This window comes from Desulfosporosinus sp. FKB, assembly GCF_002196705.1.
Classification (GTDB): Bacteria; Bacillota; Desulfitobacteriia; order Desulfitobacteriales; family Desulfitobacteriaceae; genus Desulfosporosinus.
Map to the genome: position 1 here is coordinate 62166 of NZ_NADJ01000040.1, position 24040 is coordinate 86205.

Genomic DNA, 24040 nt, shown 5'->3' on the forward strand with positions numbered 1-24040 from the left:
CATAAAAACATAGCCTAGCAGGGGAGTTACCCCTCGCTAGGCTATGTTTTTATGTCTTAAACTTCCCTTTGCTGGATAACAAATAGTTTTGAGGAAATAATATTACCTGAGGTTTTGGATACTCATACAAACCACTTTCTTGGAGGAATTTGCATGAAAAAATTTATTTGTACAGTTTGTGGCTATGTTCATGAAGGTAATAATCCGCCGGAAGTTTGTCCAATTTGTAAAGCAAGCAAAGACAAATTTAAAGAAATGACCACTGAACTAAACTTCGCTGATGAACATAGGATTGGAGTGGCAGCATCGGGATGTGACGATGAATTATTGGAAGGATTAAGAGCTAATTTTATGGGTGAATGCACTGAAGTTGGCATGTATCTTGCGATGTCCCGCCAAGCTGATCGTGAAGGTTATCCTGAGGTTGCTGAAGCTTATAAGAGAATTGCTTGGGAAGAAGCAGAGCATGCTTCAAAATTTGCCGAACTCCTGGGTGAAGTCGTGGTTGCTGATACTAAAGCAAATTTATCCGCTAGAGTTGAGGCTGAATATGGTGCTTGTGAAGGCAAAAAGAAGCTTGCCACAATAGCTAAGCAAAATAATTTGGATGCTATTCACGACACAGTCCATGAAATGTGTAAAGATGAAGCTCGACATGGCAAAGCTTTTAAAGGCTTACTCGATAGATATTTTAGTAAATGAGACATCTTAAGTGAAAATAAATCATAAAGGAGTGTGTATTAGTGCAAAGAATTAATTGCAGTGCAACAACTTGTTCACATAATAAAAGCGGTATTTGCTATTCAAATAGGGTTGATATCGGAGGCGTTACTGCTTCTACTGAGAGCGGAACGGTATGTGGTTCATTCTTAAATAAATATGAGTACAGCAGTTTAACAAATAATACGAATTCTTCAGGGCCATGTGATGCCCTTACTTGTAATGTGGTGAGCTGCAAACATAATGATAATAAGCTTTGTAATTTGGATTCTATACAAGTGTCTGGTAATGAAGCTCACATATATACTGAAACAGAATGTTCCAGCTTTAACGATAAAGATAAATAAATAATCACTCCTTCTCAGGACGATGACATTAAATCATTGTTAACAACTTTTCGTCGCAGCGCAATTTTTCCGGGAACACCTTCAATTTAATTACAACAAAGGCCGTGGGAAAACCAGTTTTCAGCACGGCCTTTGTTATATTATTGGAAAGTATAAACTTCAGTTAATTACTTCTTCCAGCCCACTCTTCAGCCAACGACTTCGCTTTCGCAAAGGCTCGTCACTACAACAAGGGCAGATTAAGTTCCCGCATAGCCTTCTCCATAACTGCCTGATCCTGAGCTCTGATAACAACGCGGGCTTGTTCGTTTTCTTTTTCCACAAACGCATACATGTACTCAATTACAACATCGTGTTTAACCAATTGATTAAGCACTTCGGCAAGTCCCCCGGTCCGATCTGGAACCTTAAGTACCCATACATGGGTTAATGAGACAACAACCTTACGTTCACGCAATTTTTCCGTAGTAAGTTCCGGATTATCGACGATAATACGCAGAACTCCGAAATCCTTTGTATCTGCTAAAGACAGGGCACGCAAATTTACCTTAAGTTCTGCAAGAAGACTGACGACCTCAGCTAAACGTCCTTTAGCGTTCTCCAGAAAAATAGATAATTGTAACATAAATTTACCTCCCTATCGACGTTTATCAATAACACGAACTGCTTTTCCTTCACTCCGCGGAATACTTTTAGGTTCTACTAAGCGAAGACGAATGGAAATGCCTAAGATTTCTTCAATTTTACGTTGTAAACGTTCCTGGCGGCCCTCTAACTCGCGGACTTCATCAAAGAAGCTGGTGTCATTGACTTCAACCTGTACTTCCAACTGATCCAAATTTCCCGAACGTTCTACAATAAGTAAATAATGGGGCTCAAACCCACCGAAGGACAGGATTGCTTCTTCAACTTGACTTGGGAAAACATTGACGCCTCGAATGATCAGCATATCATCCACCCGTGCTGAAACACGTTCCATTTTCCAGCCCGTATGTCCGCAGGAACAAGTCCCATAATGCAGAGTCGTCAGATCCTTGGTTCGATAACGTAAAACCGGAAAGCCCTCTTTATCTAAACTTGTTATAACCAATTCACCCTGGATGCCTTCCGCAACGGGATTCCCGTCAGAGCCCAACACTTCAGGATAAAAATGTTCATCGATATGCAAGCCATCATGAGCGGGACATTCCATGGCTACTCCCGGACCCATGGTTTCACTTAAGCCATATATGTCATAAGCCTTAATTCCCAGTCGAGCTTCGATCTGTTCCCTCATACCCTCTGTCCAAGGCTCGGCTCCAAAAACTCCAATTCTTAACTTCAACTCTTCGCGTGAAATCCCCGATTCCTCAAGGCTTTCTGCCAGATACAAAGCGTAAGAAGGAGTACAAGCCAACACTGTCGTTCCAAAGTCTCGCATTAACATAAGTTGACGAGCCGTATTCCCGCCTGAAATAGGGACAACCACCGCACCTAATTCCTCACAACCGTAATGCAGCCCCATTCCTCCCGTAAACAATCCATATCCATAGGCAATCTGAACAACATCCTTAGGAGTAACACCCGCTCTCCGAAGTTCGTTGGCGACAATTTTGGACCAAAGTTGAATATCACGTTTAGTATACCCCACTACGGTCGGTTTTCCAGTCGTCCCGGACGAAGCATGAAGCCGAACAATATTTTCCATAGGTTCTGCGAAGAGGCCAAAGGGATAATTTTGGCGCAAGTCTTCCTTTGTTGTCAGCGGAAGTTTTTGAAAGTCCCTAAGAGAGTGAATATCCTCAGCCTGACGAATCCCAAGTTTTCGAAACCTCTCTTGATAATAAGGAATCGGTAATACACGATCTACCGTCCTACGCAGGCCTTCCAGCCACTGTTTTTCCATTTCTACCATCCCTCTTTACCCATTATTTTTGAGTCTTTGTCATCATGCTATTGAGTATTACAACGGCTCCTCTTTTATAACTGCTATAATACAGTTTGCCTTATAATACCTAATTCTCTAACATTCTGTCAAGGAAACTTTAGGATAATAACAAATTCACTGGGGCAGAGGTTTAAAGGTATGAAAAATAATAGTTGCTGCTATGAAAGAAGGAGTCCCTCTCATAACATGATTGGAACTCCTCTAAAAGGACTCGGTCAATTTAAAGGCCGGCAAGTTTTTTCAAAACGTCAGCTTTATCAGTTCTTTCCCAAGGGAGATCAAGGTCGATTCTTCCGAAATGCCCATAAGCCGCTGTCTGACGATAAATCGGGCGTCGAAGGTTCAGACTCTTGATAATCCCCGCAGGACGGAGATCAAAGGTTTGCATTACCAATTCAACAATTTTCTCATCCGGTATCTTTCCGGTACCGAAGGTTTCAATAGAAACTGAAACAGGACGGGCAACACCAATGGCGTAGGCAATCTGAATCTCACAACGGTCCGCAAATCCCGCTGCAACTACGTTTTTCGCCACATATCGCGCGGCATAGGCAGCAGAACGGTCAACCTTTGTGGGGTCCTTCCCGGAAAAAGCGCCGCCGCCATGGCGAGCCATTCCTCCATAGGTATCAACAATAATTTTTCGCCCCGTTAAGCCGCAATCCCCTTGCGGTCCTCCGATAACAAAACGCCCTGTAGGATTGATAAAGTATTTTGTCTCTTCATTGAGCAATTCCTTGGGGACCGTCGGATAAACGACGTACTGAAGCAAATCCCGGCGGATTTGTTCTTGGGTAACATCCGGATGGTGTTGGGTGGAAATAACAATAGTATCAACACGCACCGGCTTATTTCCTTCATATTCCACTGTGACTTGAGTTTTACCGTCCGGCCGTAAATAGCCTAGAAGTTCAGTTTTCCGAACTTCCGTTAAACGACGGGCTAAGCGATGGGCCAAGTCAATAGGGACCGGCATATAACTTTCAGTTTCGTTCGTTGCATAGCCAAACATCATGCCTTGGTCGCCAGCACCGATTGCTTCTATATCAAGATCTGACATTTCCCCTGTTTTGGACTCCAAGGCCTGATTGACACCTAAGGCTATATCAGCGGATTGTTCTCCAATCGAGGTTAAAACGGCGCAGGTATCGGCATCAAAGCCATATTTGGCGCGAGTATAGCCTACTTCCCGAATGGTTTCGCGAACAACATGCGGGATATCAACATAACAAGATGTTGTAATCTCACCGCTGACAAGAACTAAGCCAGTCGTTACCATGGTTTCGCAGGCAACACGCGCATTAGGATCTTGAGCAAAAATCGCATCCAGAATGGCATCCGATATTTGGTCGCAAATCTTATCGGGATGTCCTTCGGTTACAGACTCTGAGGTAAACAACTTTTTTGTCATCAACATATCACTCCTTTACTTTAACTCCAAGGAGGTTAACAATCTCCTTAACGAGATGTCGAGCAACCTCAAGCTTGCTCATCTGAGGAAAATCTATTTTTCTTCCATCAGGAAAGAGAAAACTAACAATATTGGTGGGACTCCCAAACCCTGCCCCTTCCTTTGTAACATCATTAGCCACGAGAAGGTCAACATTCTTGCGCTGCATTTTTTCCTGGGCGTTAGCTAAGAGGTTTTCTGTTTCAGCAGCAAAACCAATTAAAACTTGAGTCGTCTTCTCTCGTCCTAGTTCAGCAAGAATATCCGGATTAGGAATTAACTCAAGGGTTCGCCCTGAGCCATCTTTTTTAATTTTTTGCTCAGCCTGCACTGCAGGACGATAATCGGCAACTGCAGCTGCTTTAACAATAATTTCAACATCCATAAAACGCGACAGGACTTCGTCACGCATTTGCCTTGCCGTTTGCACAGACACACGGGTAACTCCCTGAGGAACTGGCAAATCTGTTGGCGCGCTAACGAGTATTGTCTCAGCGCCGGCTTCTTGTAAAGCTTGGGCTACAGCATAACCCATACGCCCGGAACTGCGATTGCCTAAATAACGAACAGGATCTATGGGTTCTTGAGTTCCGCCCGCGGTCACAAGGGCTTTCTTTCCTTTTAAGCAAGTACTTAGATCAAAAAAACGCAGAAGCGTCTCCACAATCTCTTCCGGCTGACTCATGCGGCCGTCTCCCTCGGAACCACAGGCCTGAAAACCCGAATCAGGTCCAATGAAACGAATCCCCCGATCCTGAAGGATTGCCAGATTCTTTTGGGTTGCAGGATGATGATACATGGCATGATTCATAGCCGGGGCCACAAAGATCGGTGCTCTTGTCGCCAGCAAAACGGTTGAAAGAAAATCATCAGCTAATCCCATGGCCATTTTAGCTAAACTATTCGCCGTTGCCGGCGCAACAATTACAGCATCTGCCAACTCCGCTAAAGCTATATGTTCAACATTCCATACTTTTGGTTCTTCAAACAAGTCAATATAGACAGGATTTGCAGACAAGCTTCTTAAGGTTAGCGGGGTTATAAATTCCGTTGCTGATGGTGTCATCACAACATGAACATCAGCATGCAGTTTTCGCAAACGACTTACTATCTCAGCCGTTTTATAAGCCGCAATACCTCCGGAAACTCCAACCAGAATCTTGGTGCCTGCTAACATTGTGTATGCTCGTCAGGAATACATTCATAAGCACTCGTTGATCTAGAAATCTCTTCGAGAGATATACTTACGGATTTGACTCCCCTCGCCAAATCTTCATGCTTCCCTTCTTCCATAATTGCTCGTGCCCGCTTAGCGACCACAATAACCAGCGTATACTTGCTGTCAACCTTTTCCATCAGTTTATCTAGTGACGGTTGTTTCATCAGGATTCCCCCTTAAAGACAAACGGTTTTCGTTTAACCCGGCATTTTTCGGCGATAATAATACTCTTTAATTTATCAACAGCCACAGGAACTTCGTCATTAACAACAACATAATCATATTCACTGACGTATTCTAATTCCTGTATGGCAGTAGCTAAACGTTTTTGAATGACTTCCTCAGTCTCAGTACCTCGTTTATGTATACGCTCTGAGAGTACATCGAGGGAAGGCGGAACAATAAAGGTAAATACTCCCTGAGGAAAGCGCTTTTTAATCTGCAAAGCGCCTTGGATTTCGATCTCCAGAATAACATCCTGGCCGTCCATAATTGCCTGCTCTACAGCAAACCTGGGCGTACCATAGTAGTTTTCACAAAACTGAGCCCATTCCAGCAATTCATCTCTGGCGATCATAGCCTCGACGTCTTCCCGGGAGCGGAAAAAATAGTGAACCCCGTCCACTTCACCAGGACGCGGCGAGCGTGTCGTCAACGAAACAGAATAGTTTAAATTTGGCATCTGCCAAAGTAATTCTTTACATAAAGTTCCTTTCCCTGCTCCTGAAGGACCTGAAAGGACAATTAATAACCCATGACTTTTCTCCACACTACACCCCTAATCCGCTGGATCTTCCACATGATTGCTGGACTCTTTGGTGGAAAGACGATGAGCCACGGTCTCAGGCTGGACTGCAGAAAGAATAACATGATGACTGTCACAAATAATGACCGCACGTGTACGCCGGCCATAAGTCGCATCAATCAACATGCCCGCATCACGCGCCTCTTGAATGATCCGCTTGATTGGGGCAGATTCCGGACTCACAATCGAGATAATTCGGTTGGCAGATACTATATTACCAAAACCAATATTAATAAGCTTAATGTCCAAAATGAATCCTCCATTACTCTAAATTTTGAATCTGCTCACGTACTTTTTCGAGCTCGCTTTTAACGATAACAACCTGTTTTCCAATAATTAAATCATTGGCTTTAGACCCAATGGTATTGATTTCCCGGTTCATCTCTTGTACCAAAAAATCCAGTTTACGCCCCACTGAATCAGGGCTGTTCAACGCCTCACGGCTTTGAGCCAAATGGCTGTCAAAACGAACCAATTCCTCAGTAATTGATGCGCGGTCTGCAAAATAAGCCACTTCATTCGCCAAGCGAACCGGATCCAATTCTACCCCGCCCAATAACGTTTGAATCCGTTCCTGAAGACGTTCTTGATAGTCGGTCACAACATGAGGCGCTCGTTCAGAAATAAGGCGCAAATGCTCTGCCAGTTGATCCAATCTTTGCAGAAGATCGCAGGTTAACTTTTCTCCTTCAGCCCGGCGCATTTGTCCGAAACCCTCGGTTGCTTTCATCAGTGCCTCTGCACAAACATCCCATAGGGTATCCCCTTCGATTTCCGGTTCCTGCACTGAAAGCACTTCGGGCAAAGCCACTAAGCGATAAATATCCGTATCATAGGCCGTATGCAGAGCTGAGGCGAGATCCTTCAATGCCTTATCATACGACAGTGCCAATTCTTTGTCAACCTTCGCTAATCTCATTTTTTCTTCAGTTTCCACGATATTAATATGTACTTCAATCCGTCCGCGCTTAAATTTTTCTTGTAACGTTTTACGGACACGTTCTTCAAATTCCACAAAATTCCGCGGCAGACGAACAACGATTTCTAAAAAGCGATGATTGACTGCTTTCAGCTCCACAGAAAACTGATAACCACAGCCACTCGCTTCTCCCCGTCCAAATCCTGTCATGCTATATGCCATACTTAACCCGGCGAATCAAAACAGCCAGGCTTTTCACCCCTTTATAGTTAATGCCCTTACTATATTATAACAGATCAGCGAATAACTTTCCTAGTGAATCAAAGTTGGAAACCCGGACTAGGAGCTAAGCAAAATCGCATCTCCCGGCGAAGATGCGATTAAATGTTTTTTGTCTCAGCTTTCTAACCATTCTCCTTTAAACACGTAAGCCGCAGGACCAGTCATATAAACATGATTGTCAGACCCCCATTCTATCAATAAATCCCCACCTGGCAAATGAACCGTTGCAGAACGTTCAGTCTTTTGATTAAGTACGGCAGCAACCAAGGAAGCACAAGCACCTGTTCCACAGGCAAGGGTTGGCCCGGCTCCCCGCTCCCACACTTTCATCGTCATCTCCGTCGCAGAGTCAATCCGAATAAACTCCACATTCGTTTTACGCGGAAACAAAGGATGGCTCTCGATTGCCGGTCCTAGACGTTCAAAGTCCAGAGATGAATAGTCATCGACAAAAATGACACAATGAGGATTTCCCATTGAAACGGCAGTATAGGAAAATGTTTTTCCCAAGGCTTCAAGGGACTGGCCGACCACAGGTTCTCCAACACTAAGAACCGGAATAAGGTCCGCTTTTAAAATAGGCTCACCCATGTCAACCCTTACTCCACGAACCTGCCCGTCTTCGATATCAAGTCCCAAGGTTAAAACCCCGGCAAGAGTCTCCACCCGCATGGGGTTTCGGGAGACAATTCCTTGATCATAGACGTACCGTGCAAAACAGCGGATACCGTTACCACACATTTCCGGTTCTGATCCGTCTGAATTAATAATGCGCATCCGAGCGTCAGCAACTTGGGAAGGAAGAATGACAATTAACCCATCTCCCCCGATTCCAAATTGACGGTGGCAGAGTTTCTGGGCTAGCTGCGGATAATCTGCCTCTTCCTTCGGTGTATGAGAAAAATGATCCAGGAAAACAAAATCATTCCCCAGACCATGCATTTTTACAAAGTTCATTATGCTTGCTCCCCTCGCAGAATTTAGTCCCTATTATAATCTTAAACCATTCGCAGTGGAAGAATCCCCTTGCTAAGTATACCTAAAACGTTTAGATGGAGTTACCTCCATCTAAATCAAAAGTCTAGTATAGTTTACGTTATATCTCATTAAAGGATACTACGCAAGATAAAGGGGGTCAAGCTATTGAGTCAAGTATACACGGTTTATCCTTTGGCTATCGACGGTTTGCCCTGCCAGCTGTTTTTGAGAAGGCGGGCCAGACCAATTAGAATTGAAGGGCCTCCAGCTACGCAAAGAATTAAAATCCATTGCCAGCTGTGCAGGGCTGTCGTCTTAAAGATAGCTTGTAAAGGCGGCAGATAAATAACACTCAGCTGCATCATTGTCGAAACCAACACCGCCCCAACTAAGTAAGGGTTTGAAAAAAGTCCTACTTCAAAGATACTCCGTTCTTCAGAGCGACAATCAAAAACATGGAATAATTGGGAGAACACCAGCGTACTAAAGGCCATAGTTCGAGCCCCTAACATATTGGCTCCCATAAAGAGCCCGGCAACAAAAACGAAAAGTGTACCCAAACCTATCAAAGTTCCCCTGATGCCTATTTTACGAGCCAGTCCGCGGGCAAAAATGCTTTCTCCCGGGATTCTCGGAGGACGATTCATGATTTCCGGCTCCGCTCCGTCAACTCCCAGGGCCATGGCAGGCAAGCCATCGGTTACAAGATTTACCCATAAAATTTGAATAGGCAGGAGAGGCAGGGGCAGCCCGACAAGCGTTGCTAAAAACATGGTTAAAACCTCTCCCAGATTACAGGAAAGCAAGTAGCGGATAAACTTGCGGATATTATCATAAATTCCCCGTCCTTCTTCCACTGCGGCAACAATGGTCGCAAAGTTATCATCGCCTAAAACCATAGAAGACGCTTCTTTGGTAACATCTGTTCCGGTCACGCCCATAGACACTCCGATATCCGCTTCCTTGACCGCTGGTGCATCATTAACGCCATCGCCGGTCATAGCAACAACTTGGCCCTGGTTTTTCAAGGCTCGCACGATTCTTAATTTGTCTTTTGGAGTTACCCGGGCATAAACGGAAATATCCATAACCTTTTGGCTGAGATCCTGATCAGACATTCGCTCCAGTTCTTCCCCTGAGATTACTCCGTACTTCCCTTTGAGAATCCCTAATTCATGTCCAACTGCTTCAGCCGTTAGACGATGATCTCCTGTAATCATGACAGGCTTAACTCCCGCCTGCCGGCATAATTTAATTGCCCGAACTGCACTGGGACGCGGCGGGTCAATCATGCCCAATAAACCGACGAAGGTTAACCCCTGTTCAATCCCCTCATCATTCATCTCATATTCCGTTAACGATTTTTCTGCAACTGCCAGAACGCGCAGAGCATGCCTGGCCATTTCATCATTGGCCCGCATAATGCTTTGCCTGCGTGCGGAAGACAACTCCACAAAACCTTCCGAGGTTAATTCCTGCTTACAAAGCTGGACAATTTTGTCTGGTGCCCCCTTAACATAAGCTCTGGGCCCCTGCTTTGTCTTATATACCACGCTCATTCGTTTGCGGTCTGAATCGAAGGGCAATTCTCCAATCCGCTCTTCTTTTCGTTCCAAGACCTCACGCCAGATTCCTGCCTTAGCCGCTGCAACCAAAATCGCGCCCTCAGTTGGGTCACCTTCAATTCCCCAGGGAGCATCATTAGCTTTGGAGCGAAAGAGGCCTGCAACTTGAGCTCCCTTTTTCGTTAAGATGGCATTATTACATAAAGCAGCAATTTTTAAGCCTTCATGAAGAGGATCCTTTTCTTTCTCGGGATCGGCACCATAAAAATCCCCCTTGGGATCATAACCTTGGCCGGAAACGGTAATCTTTCTGCCATCCGAATAAATTTGACGCACGGTCATTTCATTTTGGGTTAAGGTCCCAGTCTTGTCGGAACAAATCACTGTCGCACAGCCCAAGGTTTCCACTGCAGGAAGTTTGCGAATAATTGCCTGCCGCTTTACCATTCGTTGAACCCCGACGGCCAGGGCCACAGTGACAATAGCCGGCAAACCCTCGGGAATAGCCGCAACGGCCAGAGATACTCCTGTAAAGAACATCTTATAAAAATCTTCACCCCGCAAAATCCCTGTAGCCACTACAGCTAAACAAACAAGAACACTAATTAAGACTAACCATTTTCCCAATTCCGCCAAACGTTTTTGTAAAGGGGTTTCTTCCTCTTCCACACTCTGAATCATCCCCGCGATAACACCCATCTCTGTATCCATACCTGTCGCCACGACGACACCGGCACCTCGGCCGTTGACGACAGAAGTCCCCATATAGCCCATGTTTCGTCGATCAGCCATGGGGGTCAATTCATCGATAAGAGGTGCGATACTCTTACTTACAGGATGAGATTCTCCCGTTAAGGCAGATTCTTCCACTTGAATATTGACGGCCTGAATCCAGCGCACGTCAGCAGGAATGCGATCACCCGCTTCCAAAAGCACGATGTCCCCGGGGACAAGCTCGGCTGCCGGAATTCGCTGCTCAAGGCCTTCCCTTAGAACCCGCGCTTCCGGAGCCGTGAGGGAACGTAAGGACTCCATAGAACGCTCGGCACGAAATTCCTGAATAAAGCCCAAAATTGCATTGACAATCAGAATTGTTAAAATCGTAACTGCATCTGCTATTTCTCCCAAAAGTCCTGAGACTACTGTTGCGGCCAATAAGACCAAAACCATAAAATCTTTAAATTGACCCAAGAACAGAAAAACAGGATGAACTCCCTTTTTTGCTGCCAGGACATTTTTCCCGACTTCTTGCAAGCGCTTCTGAACTTCTTTAACATTTAACCCTTTACCTGGATGCACATTCAATACCTTGGCCACATCAACCCAAGGCAGTACATGCCATGATTGTTGACGCATGTCTTAATCTCCTCCTCTTACCCAAAGAACTTAGCTCCTTCCTCTTTGTCCATTTCGTAGTACATGCTTATTCCGAAGACCGCTGAAAAATGCCTCCGTTGTCCAAGTGTGTTATACTAAAAACAATTCGCCCCCCACCGAAGCAAGGTAGGGGAACCACTCCCACTTGTAGAAGCGGGAGTCTTATGATTGGACGAAAGGAGATCCCTTATGGCCTTAGACGGTGTGACCCTCGCCTATTTAGTAAAGGAACTTGCTCCCCAGCTCAAAGGGGCACGTATAGATAAAATCTTTCAACCTGAAAAAGAAGAAATCCATCTTCAGTTGAGGCTGAGCCAAGGCAATAGGAGACTCTTGCTTAACGCTGGCGCTACCTCTCCACGCTTTCACTTGACTGCTGAAAACAAAAAAAACCCCCCTTCTCCGCCCATGTTCTGCATGATCCTGCGCAAACATCTCGAAGGAGGAAAAATAATCAGTATCTCTCAACGAGAGCTGGAGCGAGTCATCACCTTTGAAATTCAAAACTACAACGACCGCGGTGATCTCGTTACACTCCATCTCTATTTAGAAATCATGGGCAAGCACAGTAATTTAATTCTAGTGGATCAGGGTAGCGGAACAATCCTCGACGGACTCAAACGCTATTCCCACGCCCTTAGCCGCTACCGTGAAGTACTTCCCGGGCGCACCTATCTTGCACCTCCCTCTCAAGGAAAGAAACCTCCCCTTAAAGATGAAGAACTCTGGCGACAGACTTTCTCCATCGACGATCTCGACCGAAAGATCACAAAACTGCTCCTTACCCATTTCGCAGGAGTCAGTCCGGAATTGGCCCTGGAAATTGCCATTCAAGCCGGCTTATCTGCTGATACTTACCTCCATCAGTGTGGGGACATTGATTTTTCAAGACTTTTCCAAGCCTATCAAAGGTTATGCAACCCCGAAGATAAGACGGAAATCCAGCCCTGTCTCTACTATCCTCCTCAACCTAAATCACCTCCTATCGCCTTTACCTTTATTCCTTTTCAACAATACCAAACCTTAAAAAAAGTAAGTCCCGATTCTTTAAACGAGACTGTTCAGTGTTTTTATAGCGCCAAATCCGTCACCAATAATCTTGAAGCTAAACGAGGCTCACTACGGAAAATCGTCCAGGAACAGCAAACTCATCTTCACAAGAAGCTGAACGTCTATGGGGAAGCCATATCCGAAGCAAATTCCAATCTTGCCTATCAACGCTGGGGTGAACTCCTCACCGCCAACCTCCATCGAATTGCCCCCAGATCGAAGGAAGTTAGCGTTGAAGATTATTATGACCCCGCTCTTTCATCAGTTCTAATACCCCTTGATCCCCATCTTAGTGCCATCGACAATGCTCAGCGTTACTACAAGCTGTATAACAAAGCAAAGGCCACATTACTAAAAACCCAGCAGTTTCAAGAAGCTGCCCTCGATGAAGCCAATTATTTGAATTCCTTGCAAGTCAGTCTGGACCAGGCTTCCACTCTTTCTGAACTTGAGGAAATTTATGTCGAACTTATGGAACAAGGCTACGTAGCAGGTAAACATTTGCTCAAGGACACCTTCAAGGCGAACAAAAGCGGTTCAAAATCAAAGCCGCGACAGAAACCCAAGGTTAAATCCTCCAAAGAAATGCCTCATCCTCGCATCTATCGCTCAAGCCAAGACAGAATCATCTATGTTGGGAAAAATAATGCTCAAAACGATTGGCTCTCGCTGCGCAAAGGAAAACCTAATGATCTGTGGCTGCATGTCAAACAGATCCCCGGTTCTCATGTCCTGGTTCCCCTCGAGGAGGGAGAAGAGTTTCCTGACGACGCTACGTTAGAAGAAGCAGCTGCTTTAGCCATTTTTTACAGCCAGTCAAGAGGTTCTTCCCAGGTTCCCGTCGATTATACCCATGTAAAACAACTTAAAAAGCCCAACTCTGCCAAGCCTGGTATGGTCGTCTACGAGCAGAATTGGACCTTATATCTTACCCCCAAGCCAGAAATCCTGGAACGATTGCTGGCAACAGAAGAGGGGATAGAGTGAGTAAAAAAACAGCGCAGAAATTTCCAAAGTGAAATTTCTGCGCTGTTTTTTATCTCGGGAGAACCTTTTCAATACAAAGAAGTTCAGGAGGATTATTAACCTGATTGGTCAAGCATATATGAGCAACATTATAGGTTTTTTGATTTAAGGTTGAGGCAAAAGCGGCTAGAGCTTCTTGCTCCTCTCTTCCCCGTTCATGTCCCGGGTAGATAACCAATAAAATAAGGCCATCGGGCTCCAGAAGATCTAAACATTTCTGAACAGCTTGGAGAGTAGTGTCTTTTTGGGTTGTTATTTCATGATCTCCTTTAGGAAGATAACCAAGATTAAACATAAATAAGCGAATTGGCTCCTTGATGTAAGAATCAATGGTCTCATGCCCATCACGAATTAAGACAGCTCTGTCCTGAAGCTTTAATTGCTGCAGCTTCTCCCTGGTATTTGTAATTGCCTCTTCTTGAATATCGAAAGCATAAACCTTTCCTTCTTCCCCAACTAAGTCGCATAAGAAAGTGGTATCATTGCCGTTACCCATTGTGCAATCAACCGCTTTGTCTCCCTGCTTTAATTTTAACTGACAAATTTGCTTTGCTAATTCAACAACGTTCTTAAACATGTTCCTTTTGCCATTCAAGAATAATCACTTCTTCATTAAAGATTCACACAACTGAAGTGAACTTGTTATGTATAATTATACTCGAGGTGACGATGATAACAAGTTTCCAGCTCAATCCCCGAATGTTATTTAGACTCTCGATTTTCCTCCGCAGCAATCTGCCATTGAGTGCGAGCCATATTTAAGATCTTTGCTTCTTCATTACGCTTTGGATGTTCAATAATTTTGGAAAAATAGGAAACGGCTTTGGTATATTGGCCAAGTCGGCGACTTAGCTCCCCGATCATAAATAAGACTCGCAGTTCAGACATTGAGGTCCCATTAAAATCTGAATAAAGATAAGATTCTTCATATTCCTGAAGGGCTAACTGCAAAAACCGCTGTTCGTCGTTTTGCCTATTTTCCGTTCTGTATATCCAAGCCAACCGCAAACACAAACCAGCTAATACGGAATGCTTTTCTTTCTTCAAGGTAGCAGAGTATATCGCTAATTTTAGGGTTTCAATACCTTTAGCAGTATCCCGGAGCTGCCCAAGATCGTGCTTTCTCCATTCATAGGATATTTTGGCTTTAATGATTTCTTTGGTACCTGAAGGAAAGGTCTCGGAGAAATCATCTGAAAAGGCAAACCCACATTCCGGACAAACTCTAACATAGTAAAGATGCGGATTAGGTGTACCCTCTTTGTAATGGGGACAAAAGTCACTATCAATTTTATAGGGAACAGCCGACCTGGAACGTACTTTCAGGCTGCTAAAACTATGTCCGCAGCAAAGACAGTTTACTTCTTTTTCATAAAAAGCTTCCATTATATTCGCACTCCTTTTTGGGGAACCCATGACGTTACTGTAAGAAAAAACTTTATTATAGATGTTTAATTTCGACTCCATTAGCTATAATTCCTGCATATTTTACAAATCCAGTCCCTTGAATCCAAAAGATGGTTTATTTTCATGCTTATGGTTTAACATTTTTTTAATAGAAACTATATAGCTGATGAGCAAATCTAAGCTATAATAGTGTATGGACATTCTTCGGTTTTCCAAAGCCCCTCACAACGAGGGGACTTTTTGTAAATAAGAAACGATCTTTGTTCAACGGTTGACTAAAGAAGGGCAGGTAGAAGACAGCTTTGAAAATACAAAATAAACGTGTAACCTATTTTTCACGTAGCCGTTGGGTTCCATTATTCTTAGGAATTTTAATGCTTTTAGTCTTAGGCAGACTTATAGACTTGCAAATAGTTCAGGCTTCCGATCTCAAACAAAAAGGCATTGAGCGACGAACAAACGATGAAAATGTCCGACCCCAAAGAGGTGCTATTTTTGATGCTCAAGGAAATGTTTTAGCTCAAAGCATTCCCGTTAAAGAAGTTTATGCAGATCCCAAAACGTTGAATGACTTAATTTCCACGAAACAATTTAAAAGCACTAAAGAAGACGTTGCTAAAAAACTTGCAAGTCTCCTAGGGATCGAGCCCCAGAACATATTATCCGACCTTAATAAAACTAACCTTTCTTGGATTAGTCTGGCACATCACGTTGATGTTCAAAAAGCAGATCAGATTATGGCCTTAAAAATCCCTGGAGTCGGCCTGACTGATGAAGAGAAACGCGTAAATCCTATGGGTAGTTTTGCAGCCTCAGCACTTGGCATAGTAACTCAAGACGGTCATGGCGTGGAAGGTTTAGAAAACTATTACGACAAAGAGTTGTATGGTAAGCCGGGTTTTATCTCCCAAGAAGAAGATACCCGCGCGCGTTCCATTTTAGGTGCTCCTTCACAGGGAGAACCTCCAATTCCCGGCGACAACCTTACATTAACCCTTGATTCAACCATTCAATATTTAATTGAACAGCAACTTGACGGTTTAGAGCAAACAACTAAGGCTAAGAGTGTAACAATTTTAGCGATGGATCCGAAAACAGGCCGTATTCTGGGTATGGGATCTCGTCCAACCTTTGATCCCTCCAATTATCAAAAAGTAACCCCTGATGTCCGCCGCAACCTTGCCATCAGCATGACCTATGAACCAGGGTCCACTTTTAAGACCGTTACGGGCTCAGCCGCTTTGGAAGAAGGAGTTATAGCCCCGGATTCAGTATTCTTTGACCCAGGGTATCTTCAAGTGGGCCCTAAGGTAATCACGAACTGGGACTCTAATATAGCGTCCCGAGGAAACACAACCTTTACCCAAGGGATGCAATCCTCCTCCAACGTTGTTCTTGCGCAAGTTGGCATGAAACTAGGGATGAACGCCTTTTATACTTATCTCAGAGCCTTTGGATTTGGTTCTAAAACCGGCATTGATATTTCAGGTGAAGAAAGTGGTATTCTTGTTCCTCAGAACAAAGCCCGAGAACTTGACCTTGCAACCATGTCCTTCGGCCAGGCAAATTCAGTAACACCTATTCAATTATTAACGGCTATTTCAGCTATTGCTAACGGAGGAACTCTTTACAAGCCCTATATTGTTGACAAAATTACAACACCCGATGGACAGTTAGTCAAACAGCAAAAACCGACATCGGTTCGACAGGTTATTTCTAAAGAAACTGCGACTCAAATGACACAAGTCTTAGAGCAGGTTGTTAACAACGGAACCGGGTATCTGGCCAAAATCCCGGGAATTAATGTAGCTGGTAAGACAGGAACTGCCCAAAAAATCGATCCGTCCACAGGGGATTATTCAAGTACGGATTATATTGCTTCATTTGCAACTTATGCCCCCGCTGAAAATCCTAAAATTGCCTTGTTAGTTATTGTAGATACCCCCAAAATGGCGGATGGAGAACATGATGGCGGTCCTATCTGCGCCCTTCCGGCCAAAGCCATCCTCGAGGGAGCTCTGCAATATTACGGCATTCCGGTAGCGAGCAATACCCAAAGCAATGTCTCAATTTCTCCCACCGAAGCCTCTGTTCGTCCCTCTCCGAAACCTGTAACACCTGAACGCACACCAAGTGCCGAGGAAACCGTTGTCCCTGATTTAACCGGACTCACCATGCGTCAAGCCGGAATTGTCTTAGAAAAATCAGAACTTCACTTTAGTTTTTCAGGAAGCGGCCTGGCAAATCAGCAGTCACTCCCTGCCGGAAAAGTAGTCACCAAAGGAACAACGGTTACTGTCACCTTTTCTCCCCTAGCATCTCCGTAACGGGTCCTCCCACCGAAGCCCCGATGTTCAGCTTTAGCTGAACGAGTTCACTGTTAGGGTCCTCCAAGTGCTTCAAACTCAAGCTTCTTTTTTAGAGAATTCAAGGAGAAGTTTCGTCCCGGACATTCCGTAGCTGCTCCAGGCACATCCCGATGGAGCTCTACGTCATCAAGGCCTAAGTTATAATCCTGCAGCAGCTGTACGACTTTTTTCACTAACCCATTGAGTTGAGCTTCAGGTACATCTGTTTCACCAAAATTCCCCACCAAGCAAACTCCAATACCAATAGAATTTCGCTTACCTGCTTTGCAATGTGCCCCCTGTTGGGACAAGGGCCTTCCAGCTTGACAGTCTCCATCAGGCATGATGACAAAATTATATCCGATGTCTTTCCATCCCTTGGCTTTATGCCACTCTCGTATTATTTCACAATCGACAGGAACGCTCTTTCCTCCACGACGCACTGTCGTCGGACTTGCCGTATGATGAATCACGATCTTTTGCCAATCCATTTCGGATCCCCCTTCATAGTCTTTAAATTATGATTTATGCGTTTACCTTCGATCAAGTGAGAAAAAATAGTTTCCAGTACCTTCAAATCTTCAATCATAGTACAAAACGAAAAAGTATCGGTTGCCTGAACCGATACTTTTTTCTTCCTATGTAAACTTTTGGGCAATAATGTCCACTATTTTCCGACTCCAAAATACCTTAATATCAAAGGATAGAGATCCACAATCCGAGGATGTTTTAAATCAAAGGGCATTCCGGTCACAATCATAGGTACTGTGGAATCCTCTTTCTCCAACGAGCCATGGCTTCCTCCTCCGGGATGAGTCGGTGCTCCTTCCGCATAATACTCAAACCCTGAGAGGGCAGAAACAATCACGCGATCACCCTGGCGCGCTTCCAAAGCAGAGATAAGCCTCGAAAAAGCATCGGGATATTTACCAAACTCAATCATTTTCCCGTCGGTCACTTGGGCATCTACCACGGATAAATCTCCATCGCAAGACCAACTTTGCCCGTATTCATCCAGAATAGGACCCCCGCGGGAAAAGGAAAGCTGATTCTCACTACCGCCCTGTAGAACAATGTATTTATTATCAGCGACTTTCCATGAAATTTGGGCATTCCTCACATCTCTCGCTAAGATATCGACAATTTGAGGCAAAATTACCTCTTTTCGTTGTAAGACATAAATAAAAGCCATTCGTTCATTGGGACAAATAACAATTTCGTGATGTTCTCCTGCTTCTTCCCTTGGGCGTAACCGTTTGAAGGTCATTAAAGCCTGATCTAAATTGATCAGGTATTCTGAGCCTAATCCTACCGTAGACTGCGCATGATCTCCTGTAACGATGATGGCTGTTTTCTCGAGAGCAATTTCCCAGGAACCGAACTGATTCAGAATGGAAGCGATCTGCTGATCCGCCAGTTCTAAAGAGGGAGCTGTTCGCAAAGGGCCGTAATGGTGAGAATTCTTGTCATTATCCGGAAAATAAACAACTGTAAAATCCGGCAGGCCCCCCTCCTGAACAAGCTGGCGGGCTATCGTACCGGAAAAAACATCATTAAAACCAAAGCGGTGAAAAGGCCCCCTTGGATAAGCACATAACCGCTCAGAAAAAGGTAAATGGACAAGCTGGCCTAAGGTTAGATGAGAAGGTCCAAAAACGTCTGCCTCTTGGAGACGGAGTCTTGTGGCCAAAGCAATTGAAAAAGGAAGTTTTGCCTTAAACGCATGAGCGGCACGGTGCATAAAAAGATTGATATTCCCTGAGCTAACCCCTGAAGCTTCTAATACTTCGTAAAGTGTCGGCGTTTCCACGGCAAGATGCTCATCATTCAGCTTTAATAACAAATTACGAATAACCTTTTCTGGGCCAATCTTTAAAACATTTTGCCAGGTTGCACCATAATCGACTATTTTCCGTATAGTTTCATTATACCAAATAAACCCGGGAATGCCATGTCGATCAGGGCCTGCTCCAGTAATCATAGAACTCGTGGCCACAGGGGTCATAGTTGGGAACGTCGAAACAACCCCTTCTGTGTAAGTTCCATGTTCCGCTAAAAAAGCCAGAGCGGGAGCATTTCCTTCTGCCAGAATTCTTCCCAAGACGGTCGGATGCAAAGAGTCTATCACAAATAAGATGGCCTTTTTCATGATCGACCCCCTTTAAAATGTCCTGCAGAATTCATTATAGCAAAGTTTTCTCCCACTTGTCACGAAACACCTGTCATAACCGTTTTTTAAGAATATCTTAAGCTATTTTTAAGAATGAAATGATATTGTGAATGCAATAACACAAGCGAGGAGAGTTGGATATGAGCATCATTTCAGACCAGGGAACGAGCGCAGCCTTCTTTACTATAGTGCTATTCGTTGCAGCCTGGTATCATATTAAAAAAACAAAACAACAACTCAATCGGCAGAAAAATAATTAGCTTCTTGTAAAGGGTTTAAATAACATGTTCAGAGTGACTGCCACCTCGGCTCCAAACAGCACAATAATGCAGGAAATATAGGCCCAGAACGTAAACAGCATAATGAAGGTCAAACTCCCATAGATCATCTCATAGCGTCCTAAATGCTCTGTATACCAAACAAAGGCCACTCGTGAAAGATATATTCCTATAGTTGAAATCAATGCACCTACAAAAAGATAAGGGCTGCGAATAGCTTGGGAAGGTAAAAATCTGTAACAAAAAAGACAAGTCAGAAACAACAGCAAAGGAAAGGCTAAGTGCGATATCCCATGAAAAAGAGCTAACCATAAAGGGATACTCTGATTGGGAGTAAGGAAATTTTTTACGAGAGCCAGGGATACAATCGTTGCCAAGGAGGAAACAATCGTTAGACTGACGAGAATCATAAGCATACCAAAGCCAACGAGATACTGTTTAATAAAAGATCGTCTCTTGCGTACTTCCCAGATTGTATCTAAAATCCGCTGGAAGGATACAAAACCTCCCACGGTAGTCCATAGCAGCCCAAGGATTCCAAAGAGCCCTACTTTGTTCGAACCCAATAAAACCAATCTGGACACGTTTTGCGAAAGATAGAGTTTAGCATCCGGCAAGGCCGGAACATAGGACTGAAAAACAGCCGATATGAAGTTCTGTACGGTCTCCTGAGGAATAAAAATTGAAGCACCATAGATTAAAAGAAGCAGCAGCGGAATCATGGACGAAAAGCCAAAAAAAGCTATAACTGCTGCCAAAGCAGCAATATTATGTTCCATAATTGAAGTCACTAAAGTCCGGACAAAGGTAATGACCTTTTGGCCTATAATCATCTGTTAATCTCACCCGCCTCCTGGAAACAACTCTGACCTAGCATTCCCAAGAAACGGTTCCTTAAGCCAAATGCTTCCTAGAAAAGTTTACCTTAGAGTTTTCGGCTTCCTGGCTTTATAGCGGGGAGCCCTTGGACACAAAGAGGACACTCCTCAGCAGCATAGGACTCAATTTTAAGTTGAAGAACAGAACTCTGGGGCAAACCGAAATCCACTGTCCCACCGCTGCGATCAACCAAAACCCCAACTCCCACGGGAACAGCTCCCATCTCTTGAACCACCGCAATGACTTCACGTACAGATCCGCCTGTCGTCACAACATCTTCCACTACCAGAACCCGTTCCCCAGGTGAAAGCATAAACCCTCTGCGCAGCCGCATGATCCCATTTTCCCGTTCTGTGAACAAGGCACGTACGCCGAGAGCCTTGGCGACTTCATGGGCAACCAGGATCCCCCCCATAGCAGGTCCTATTACGGTTTGAATTTTGAAATCCCGAAAGAAATCGGCTAAGCCTTCTGCTAAAACTGCCGCTCGGTCGGGATACTGCAGGACTTGCGCACATTGCATATACTGCCCGCTGTGTTTTCCGGACGTTAAGAGGAAATGCCCCTCTAACAAGGCATTGCTTTTTCTGAATAAGTCAAGATATTCTTCAGTTTTAAGTGTCTTACTTTCCTTCTGCATCTGATTTTCCGTCATTGCTTTCGCTCCTTTTTCGTTTCTTTGCTTTACTTTACTTATCTTATCTGTGCTTTGCTTATCTGTGTCTTATCTTAGCCATAATCTCTCTAAAGCTTGTCTGGGATCCTTGGCACGCGTAATCGGCCTGCCAACCACAAGATAAGAGCTGCCCGCGGCTAAGGCTTCGTGTGGAGTTAAAACCCTCATTTGATCATCCGCTTCACTCCAAGCCGGTCGAATCCCCGGTGTAACGATCAAAAATTCCGACGCAGTATTCCTGCGAATTTCCTTGGCTTCCTGAGCAGAAGCGACAACCCCATCCAGGCCCGCCTTTTCAGCAAGCTTAGCCAGCATCACAACATGATCTTCCAGTTTACGCTCTACTCCTAGCTCTTCACGGAATTGGTGTTCCGACATACTGGTCAGAACGGTCACTCCTATAACTTTGGGCACTACTTCCAACATATCTCCTTCGTCATGAACCGCCGCAGCTGCCCGAGCCATCATCTCATAGCCTCCACTGCAATGGACATTGATCATATCTACCCCTGCTTGCACAAATCCTCGCATAGCCCGTTCAACAGTCGTTGGAATATCATGCAATTTCAGATCCAAAAAAATTGGGAATCCCAGTGCCCTTAGTTCACGAATCATTGCCGGGCCGGTATAGGCATAAAGTTCCATGCCGACTTTTAGCCAACAGCCGCTGCCTTGAAGAGCATTTGCTAAGACAAGAGCTTCTTCCCGCCCTTTGACATCCAAGGCGACCATAATTCTCTTATTTAAGTTGCTATCCACTCATAGCCCTCCCTTTTTTCTCTCGATCGCGTCCAATTAGGATTTGAAAATCTAACCCCGATGGGCTAAGCCTACTAATTCCTGTACTGAAGAATACCCTCTCTGTTCACAGTAATTTCGGATGCCTTCAACCACGTCCAAAGGAGCCTGCGGGTTATAGAAATTCCCTGTGCCGATACTGACAGCCGTTGCGCCGGCTAAGAGAAATTCCACCGCATCCTGCCAGGAAGTAATCCCTCCCATCCCGATGATGGGTAAATCCACTGCCTCAGCCACTTGCCAAACCATCCTCACAGCTACAGGCCGAACTGCAGGTCCGGAAAGCCCTCCAAAGGTATTCGCCAAAACTGGGCGTTGGGAATTCAAGTCGATAGTCATGCCTAAGAGTGTATTAATCAGAGAAAGCACATCGGCTCCCCCGCGCTGAACTGCTCGGGCCATCTCCACAATATCCGTAACATTAGGAGAAAGCTTGGCGATAATAGGCAAGTCCGTTTCAGCTCTGACGGCAGCAATAACTTCCTGTGCACTCCTGGGATCAGTACCAAAGTGCATCCCGCCATGTTTCACATTGGGACAAGATATATTAACTTCCAGGGCCGTTATTCCCGACCCCTTTTTTAAAGCCCGAGCCATACAGGCATAATCATCCAGGGAAAACCCCGATATATTAGCGATTACCGCCGTAGGGACCTTGTTTAGTTTGGGCAGATAAGATTTTAGAAATTCTTCCAGTCCCGGATTTTCCAGCCCAACAGCATTTAACAGCCCCGCCGGAGTTTCTGCGAGACGCGGCACAGGATTGCCCAAGCGAGGAAGCGGAGTAATTCCCTTTAAGGTTATCCCTCCCAACGCTTCTAGAGGACAGTAAGCCAGATACTCCTCACCAAAGCCATAGGTTCCCGAAGACGTAATTACGGGATTTCGGAGGGTAATTCCGCCAAGCTGAGTCGTCAGATCAACAGGTTTCATTCCACACAACCTCCTCACCCCTGAAAACTGGCCCATCTAAACAAACTTTCTTATGAATTTGACGTCCAGCCTTATCTTTTAAAGTACATACACATCCCAGACATGCTCCCACAGCACAGCCCATTCGTTCCTCCAAAGAAACTTCTATGGGAACATTGAACCTTTGGCAGAGTTCAGTAACGCTTTGCATCATTCCTTTGGGACCGCAAGCGGCCACACTTACTTTGACTTCCTTGGCTTCTGGTTTCGATTCTGTCGGTTTGTTTTGCGACAGCGCGCTTTGAACAAGTTCCGTCACTAAACCCTTTTCGCCCAGACTCCCATCCAAAGTGCTGAGACTTAGTTCAATCCCTAATTCTTTCCACGATGTCAATCCGGCGCTTTCCAAAAAGGCCTTACTTTCTCCTCCCCAAAACAGCCGTACTTTCAGCCCTTGACTTAGGGCGCTTTGGACTAAAGCAAACAACGGAAAAATGCCAATCCCTCCGGCAACTAACCAAAGTTCTCCCTCTTCAGGCAGTGAGAAACCATTTCCTAAAGGGCCCATGATACTGAGACTATCCCCGCAGCGGGCCTGAGCCAGAATTTCCGTTCCCCTGCCCTTGATCCGGTAAAAGAGCGTGATCTCATCACGCTCCTGAGAAATTTCAGCAATACTAATGGGGCGTCTCAACAAAGGATCAAAAGAAGTCCGCGCGGAATCCTGAACCTGAACCGTTACGAATTGTCCTGCCTTGGCAGTTTGGGCAACAGGCCCTTGGAGAACCAGCCGCCTGAGCTTTTGATTAGAGCTGCCCATTTGTTCATGACTAACGACAAGTCCTTGAGCAAGCATGGAATCCTCTCCTTTCTGAAAGAATTTAGTGAACTGAAGCGGGGGCCTTGC

At 44.9% G+C, this 24040-nt stretch carries 23 protein-coding genes; 4 read left to right on the plus strand and 19 right to left on the minus strand.

What is annotated here, in order from left to right; translation table 11 throughout:
* Positions 1-153: 153 nt before the first annotated feature.
* Both B5Y67_RS21775 and B5Y67_RS21780 read left to right on the plus strand, forming a co-directional pair.
* A complete protein-coding gene (locus B5Y67_RS21775; protein WP_088228498.1) occupies positions 154-702 on the plus strand; it encodes an NADH peroxidase in 549 nt (182 codons plus the stop codon).
* A gap of 41 nt (positions 703-743) precedes the next feature.
* Positions 744-1067 (plus strand): DUF1540 domain-containing protein, encoded by a 324-nt coding sequence (locus B5Y67_RS21780; protein WP_088228499.1) that lies wholly within the window; start codon positions 744-746, stop codon positions 1065-1067.
* Positions 1068-1290: 223 nt separating this feature from the next.
* Here B5Y67_RS21780 and B5Y67_RS21785 read toward each other — a convergent pair whose 3' ends face one another.
* The 10 genes from B5Y67_RS21785 to B5Y67_RS21830 all read right to left on the minus strand — a co-directional run bounded on the left by B5Y67_RS21785 (position 1291) and on the right by B5Y67_RS21830 (position 11568).
* Positions 1291-1692: an ACT domain-containing protein gene (locus B5Y67_RS21785; protein ID WP_088228500.1), complete on the minus strand. Its 402-nt coding sequence runs from the start codon at positions 1690-1692 to the stop codon at positions 1291-1293.
* A gap of 12 nt (positions 1693-1704) precedes the next feature.
* A complete protein-coding gene (locus B5Y67_RS21790) occupies positions 1705-2952 on the minus strand; it encodes a phenylacetate--CoA ligase (RefSeq protein ID WP_088228501.1) in 1248 nt (415 codons plus the stop codon).
* Between the two features lie 262 nt (positions 2953-3214).
* On the minus strand, positions 3215-4405 hold the full coding sequence (gene metK, locus B5Y67_RS21795) for a methionine adenosyltransferase (protein ID WP_088228502.1): 1191 nt from the start codon (positions 4403-4405) through the stop codon (positions 3215-3217).
* Between the two features lie 7 nt (positions 4406-4412).
* Positions 4413-5621 (minus strand): bifunctional phosphopantothenoylcysteine decarboxylase/phosphopantothenate--cysteine ligase CoaBC, encoded by a 1209-nt coding sequence (gene coaBC, locus B5Y67_RS21800; RefSeq protein ID WP_088228503.1) that lies wholly within the window; start codon positions 5619-5621, stop codon positions 4413-4415.
* A complete protein-coding gene (gene rpoZ, locus B5Y67_RS21805; RefSeq protein WP_088228504.1) occupies positions 5615-5827 on the minus strand; it encodes a DNA-directed RNA polymerase subunit omega in 213 nt (70 codons plus the stop codon). Before rpoZ ends, coaBC begins: the two co-directional genes overlap by 7 nt.
* The gene (gene gmk / locus B5Y67_RS21810) at positions 5827-6432 is read right to left on the minus strand and encodes a guanylate kinase (RefSeq protein WP_088228505.1); all 606 of its coding nucleotides are present in this window, start codon (positions 6430-6432) and stop codon (positions 5827-5829) included. Before gmk ends, rpoZ begins: the two co-directional genes overlap by 1 nt.
* Before the next feature lie 9 nt (positions 6433-6441).
* Positions 6442-6717: a DUF370 domain-containing protein gene (locus B5Y67_RS21815; RefSeq protein ID WP_014828567.1), complete on the minus strand. Its 276-nt coding sequence runs from the start codon at positions 6715-6717 to the stop codon at positions 6442-6444.
* A 13-nt stretch (positions 6718-6730) separates the two neighbouring features.
* Positions 6731-7609: a YicC/YloC family endoribonuclease gene (locus tag B5Y67_RS21820; protein ID WP_088228506.1), complete on the minus strand. Its 879-nt coding sequence runs from the start codon at positions 7607-7609 to the stop codon at positions 6731-6733.
* A 174-nt stretch (positions 7610-7783) separates the two neighbouring features.
* Positions 7784-8626, minus strand: coding sequence for a diaminopimelate epimerase (dapF, locus tag B5Y67_RS21825; protein ID WP_088228507.1), 843 nt, complete (start codon positions 8624-8626; stop codon positions 7784-7786).
* A gap of 206 nt (positions 8627-8832) precedes the next feature.
* Complete coding sequence (locus tag B5Y67_RS21830; protein ID WP_088228508.1) at positions 8833-11568, minus strand: calcium-transporting P-type ATPase, PMR1-type; 2736 nt, start codon at positions 11566-11568, stop codon at positions 8833-8835.
* Between the two features lie 210 nt (positions 11569-11778).
* Here B5Y67_RS21830 and B5Y67_RS21835 point away from each other — a divergent pair, with 210 nt between their 5' ends.
* The gene (locus B5Y67_RS21835; protein WP_088228509.1) at positions 11779-13626 is read left to right on the plus strand and encodes an NFACT RNA binding domain-containing protein; all 1848 of its coding nucleotides are present in this window, start codon (positions 11779-11781) and stop codon (positions 13624-13626) included.
* 49 nt (positions 13627-13675) lie between these two features.
* Here B5Y67_RS21835 and B5Y67_RS21840 read toward each other — a convergent pair whose 3' ends face one another.
* Positions 13676-14242 (minus strand): class I SAM-dependent methyltransferase, encoded by a 567-nt coding sequence (locus B5Y67_RS21840; protein ID WP_088229037.1) that lies wholly within the window; start codon positions 14240-14242, stop codon positions 13676-13678.
* 125 nt (positions 14243-14367) lie between these two features.
* Entirely contained in the window at positions 14368-15051 is a 684-nt protein-coding gene (locus B5Y67_RS21845; protein ID WP_088228510.1) for a DUF2225 domain-containing protein, read from the minus strand.
* Positions 15052-15374: 323 nt separating this feature from the next.
* On the opposite strand from B5Y67_RS21845, the gene B5Y67_RS21850 reads away from it, so the two are divergent.
* A complete protein-coding gene (locus tag B5Y67_RS21850; RefSeq protein WP_170932770.1) occupies positions 15375-17399 on the plus strand; it encodes a penicillin-binding transpeptidase domain-containing protein in 2025 nt (674 codons plus the stop codon).
* A 53-nt stretch (positions 17400-17452) separates the two neighbouring features.
* On the opposite strand, the gene B5Y67_RS21855 is transcribed toward B5Y67_RS21850, so the two are convergent.
* The 7 genes from B5Y67_RS21855 to B5Y67_RS21885 form a co-directional block, all read right to left on the minus strand.
* Positions 17453-17911 carry a peptidoglycan recognition family protein gene (locus tag B5Y67_RS21855; protein ID WP_088228511.1) on the minus strand — a complete coding sequence of 153 codons (459 nt, stop codon included), beginning with the start codon at positions 17909-17911 and terminating at the stop codon, positions 17453-17455.
* A 176-nt stretch (positions 17912-18087) separates the two neighbouring features.
* Positions 18088-19569, minus strand: coding sequence for an alkaline phosphatase family protein (locus tag B5Y67_RS21860; protein ID WP_088228512.1), 1482 nt, complete (start codon positions 19567-19569; stop codon positions 18088-18090).
* A gap of 277 nt (positions 19570-19846) precedes the next feature.
* Complete coding sequence (locus B5Y67_RS21865) at positions 19847-20701, minus strand: YihY/virulence factor BrkB family protein (protein WP_088228513.1); 855 nt, start codon at positions 20699-20701, stop codon at positions 19847-19849.
* A gap of 92 nt (positions 20702-20793) precedes the next feature.
* A complete protein-coding gene (gene pyrE / locus B5Y67_RS21870) occupies positions 20794-21387 on the minus strand; it encodes an orotate phosphoribosyltransferase (protein WP_088229039.1) in 594 nt (197 codons plus the stop codon).
* Positions 21388-21471: 84 nt separating this feature from the next.
* On the minus strand, positions 21472-22182 hold the full coding sequence (gene pyrF / locus B5Y67_RS21875; RefSeq protein WP_242976083.1) for an orotidine-5'-phosphate decarboxylase: 711 nt from the start codon (positions 22180-22182) through the stop codon (positions 21472-21474).
* 51 nt (positions 22183-22233) lie between these two features.
* Positions 22234-23154 carry a dihydroorotate dehydrogenase gene (locus tag B5Y67_RS21880; protein ID WP_088228514.1) on the minus strand — a complete coding sequence of 307 codons (921 nt, stop codon included), beginning with the start codon at positions 23152-23154 and terminating at the stop codon, positions 22234-22236.
* Positions 23141-23989, minus strand: a complete 849-nt coding sequence (locus tag B5Y67_RS21885) for a dihydroorotate dehydrogenase electron transfer subunit (RefSeq protein WP_088228515.1) — start codon at positions 23987-23989, stop codon at positions 23141-23143. Before B5Y67_RS21885 ends, B5Y67_RS21880 begins: the two co-directional genes overlap by 14 nt.
* Positions 23990-24040: the final 51 nt, after the last annotated feature.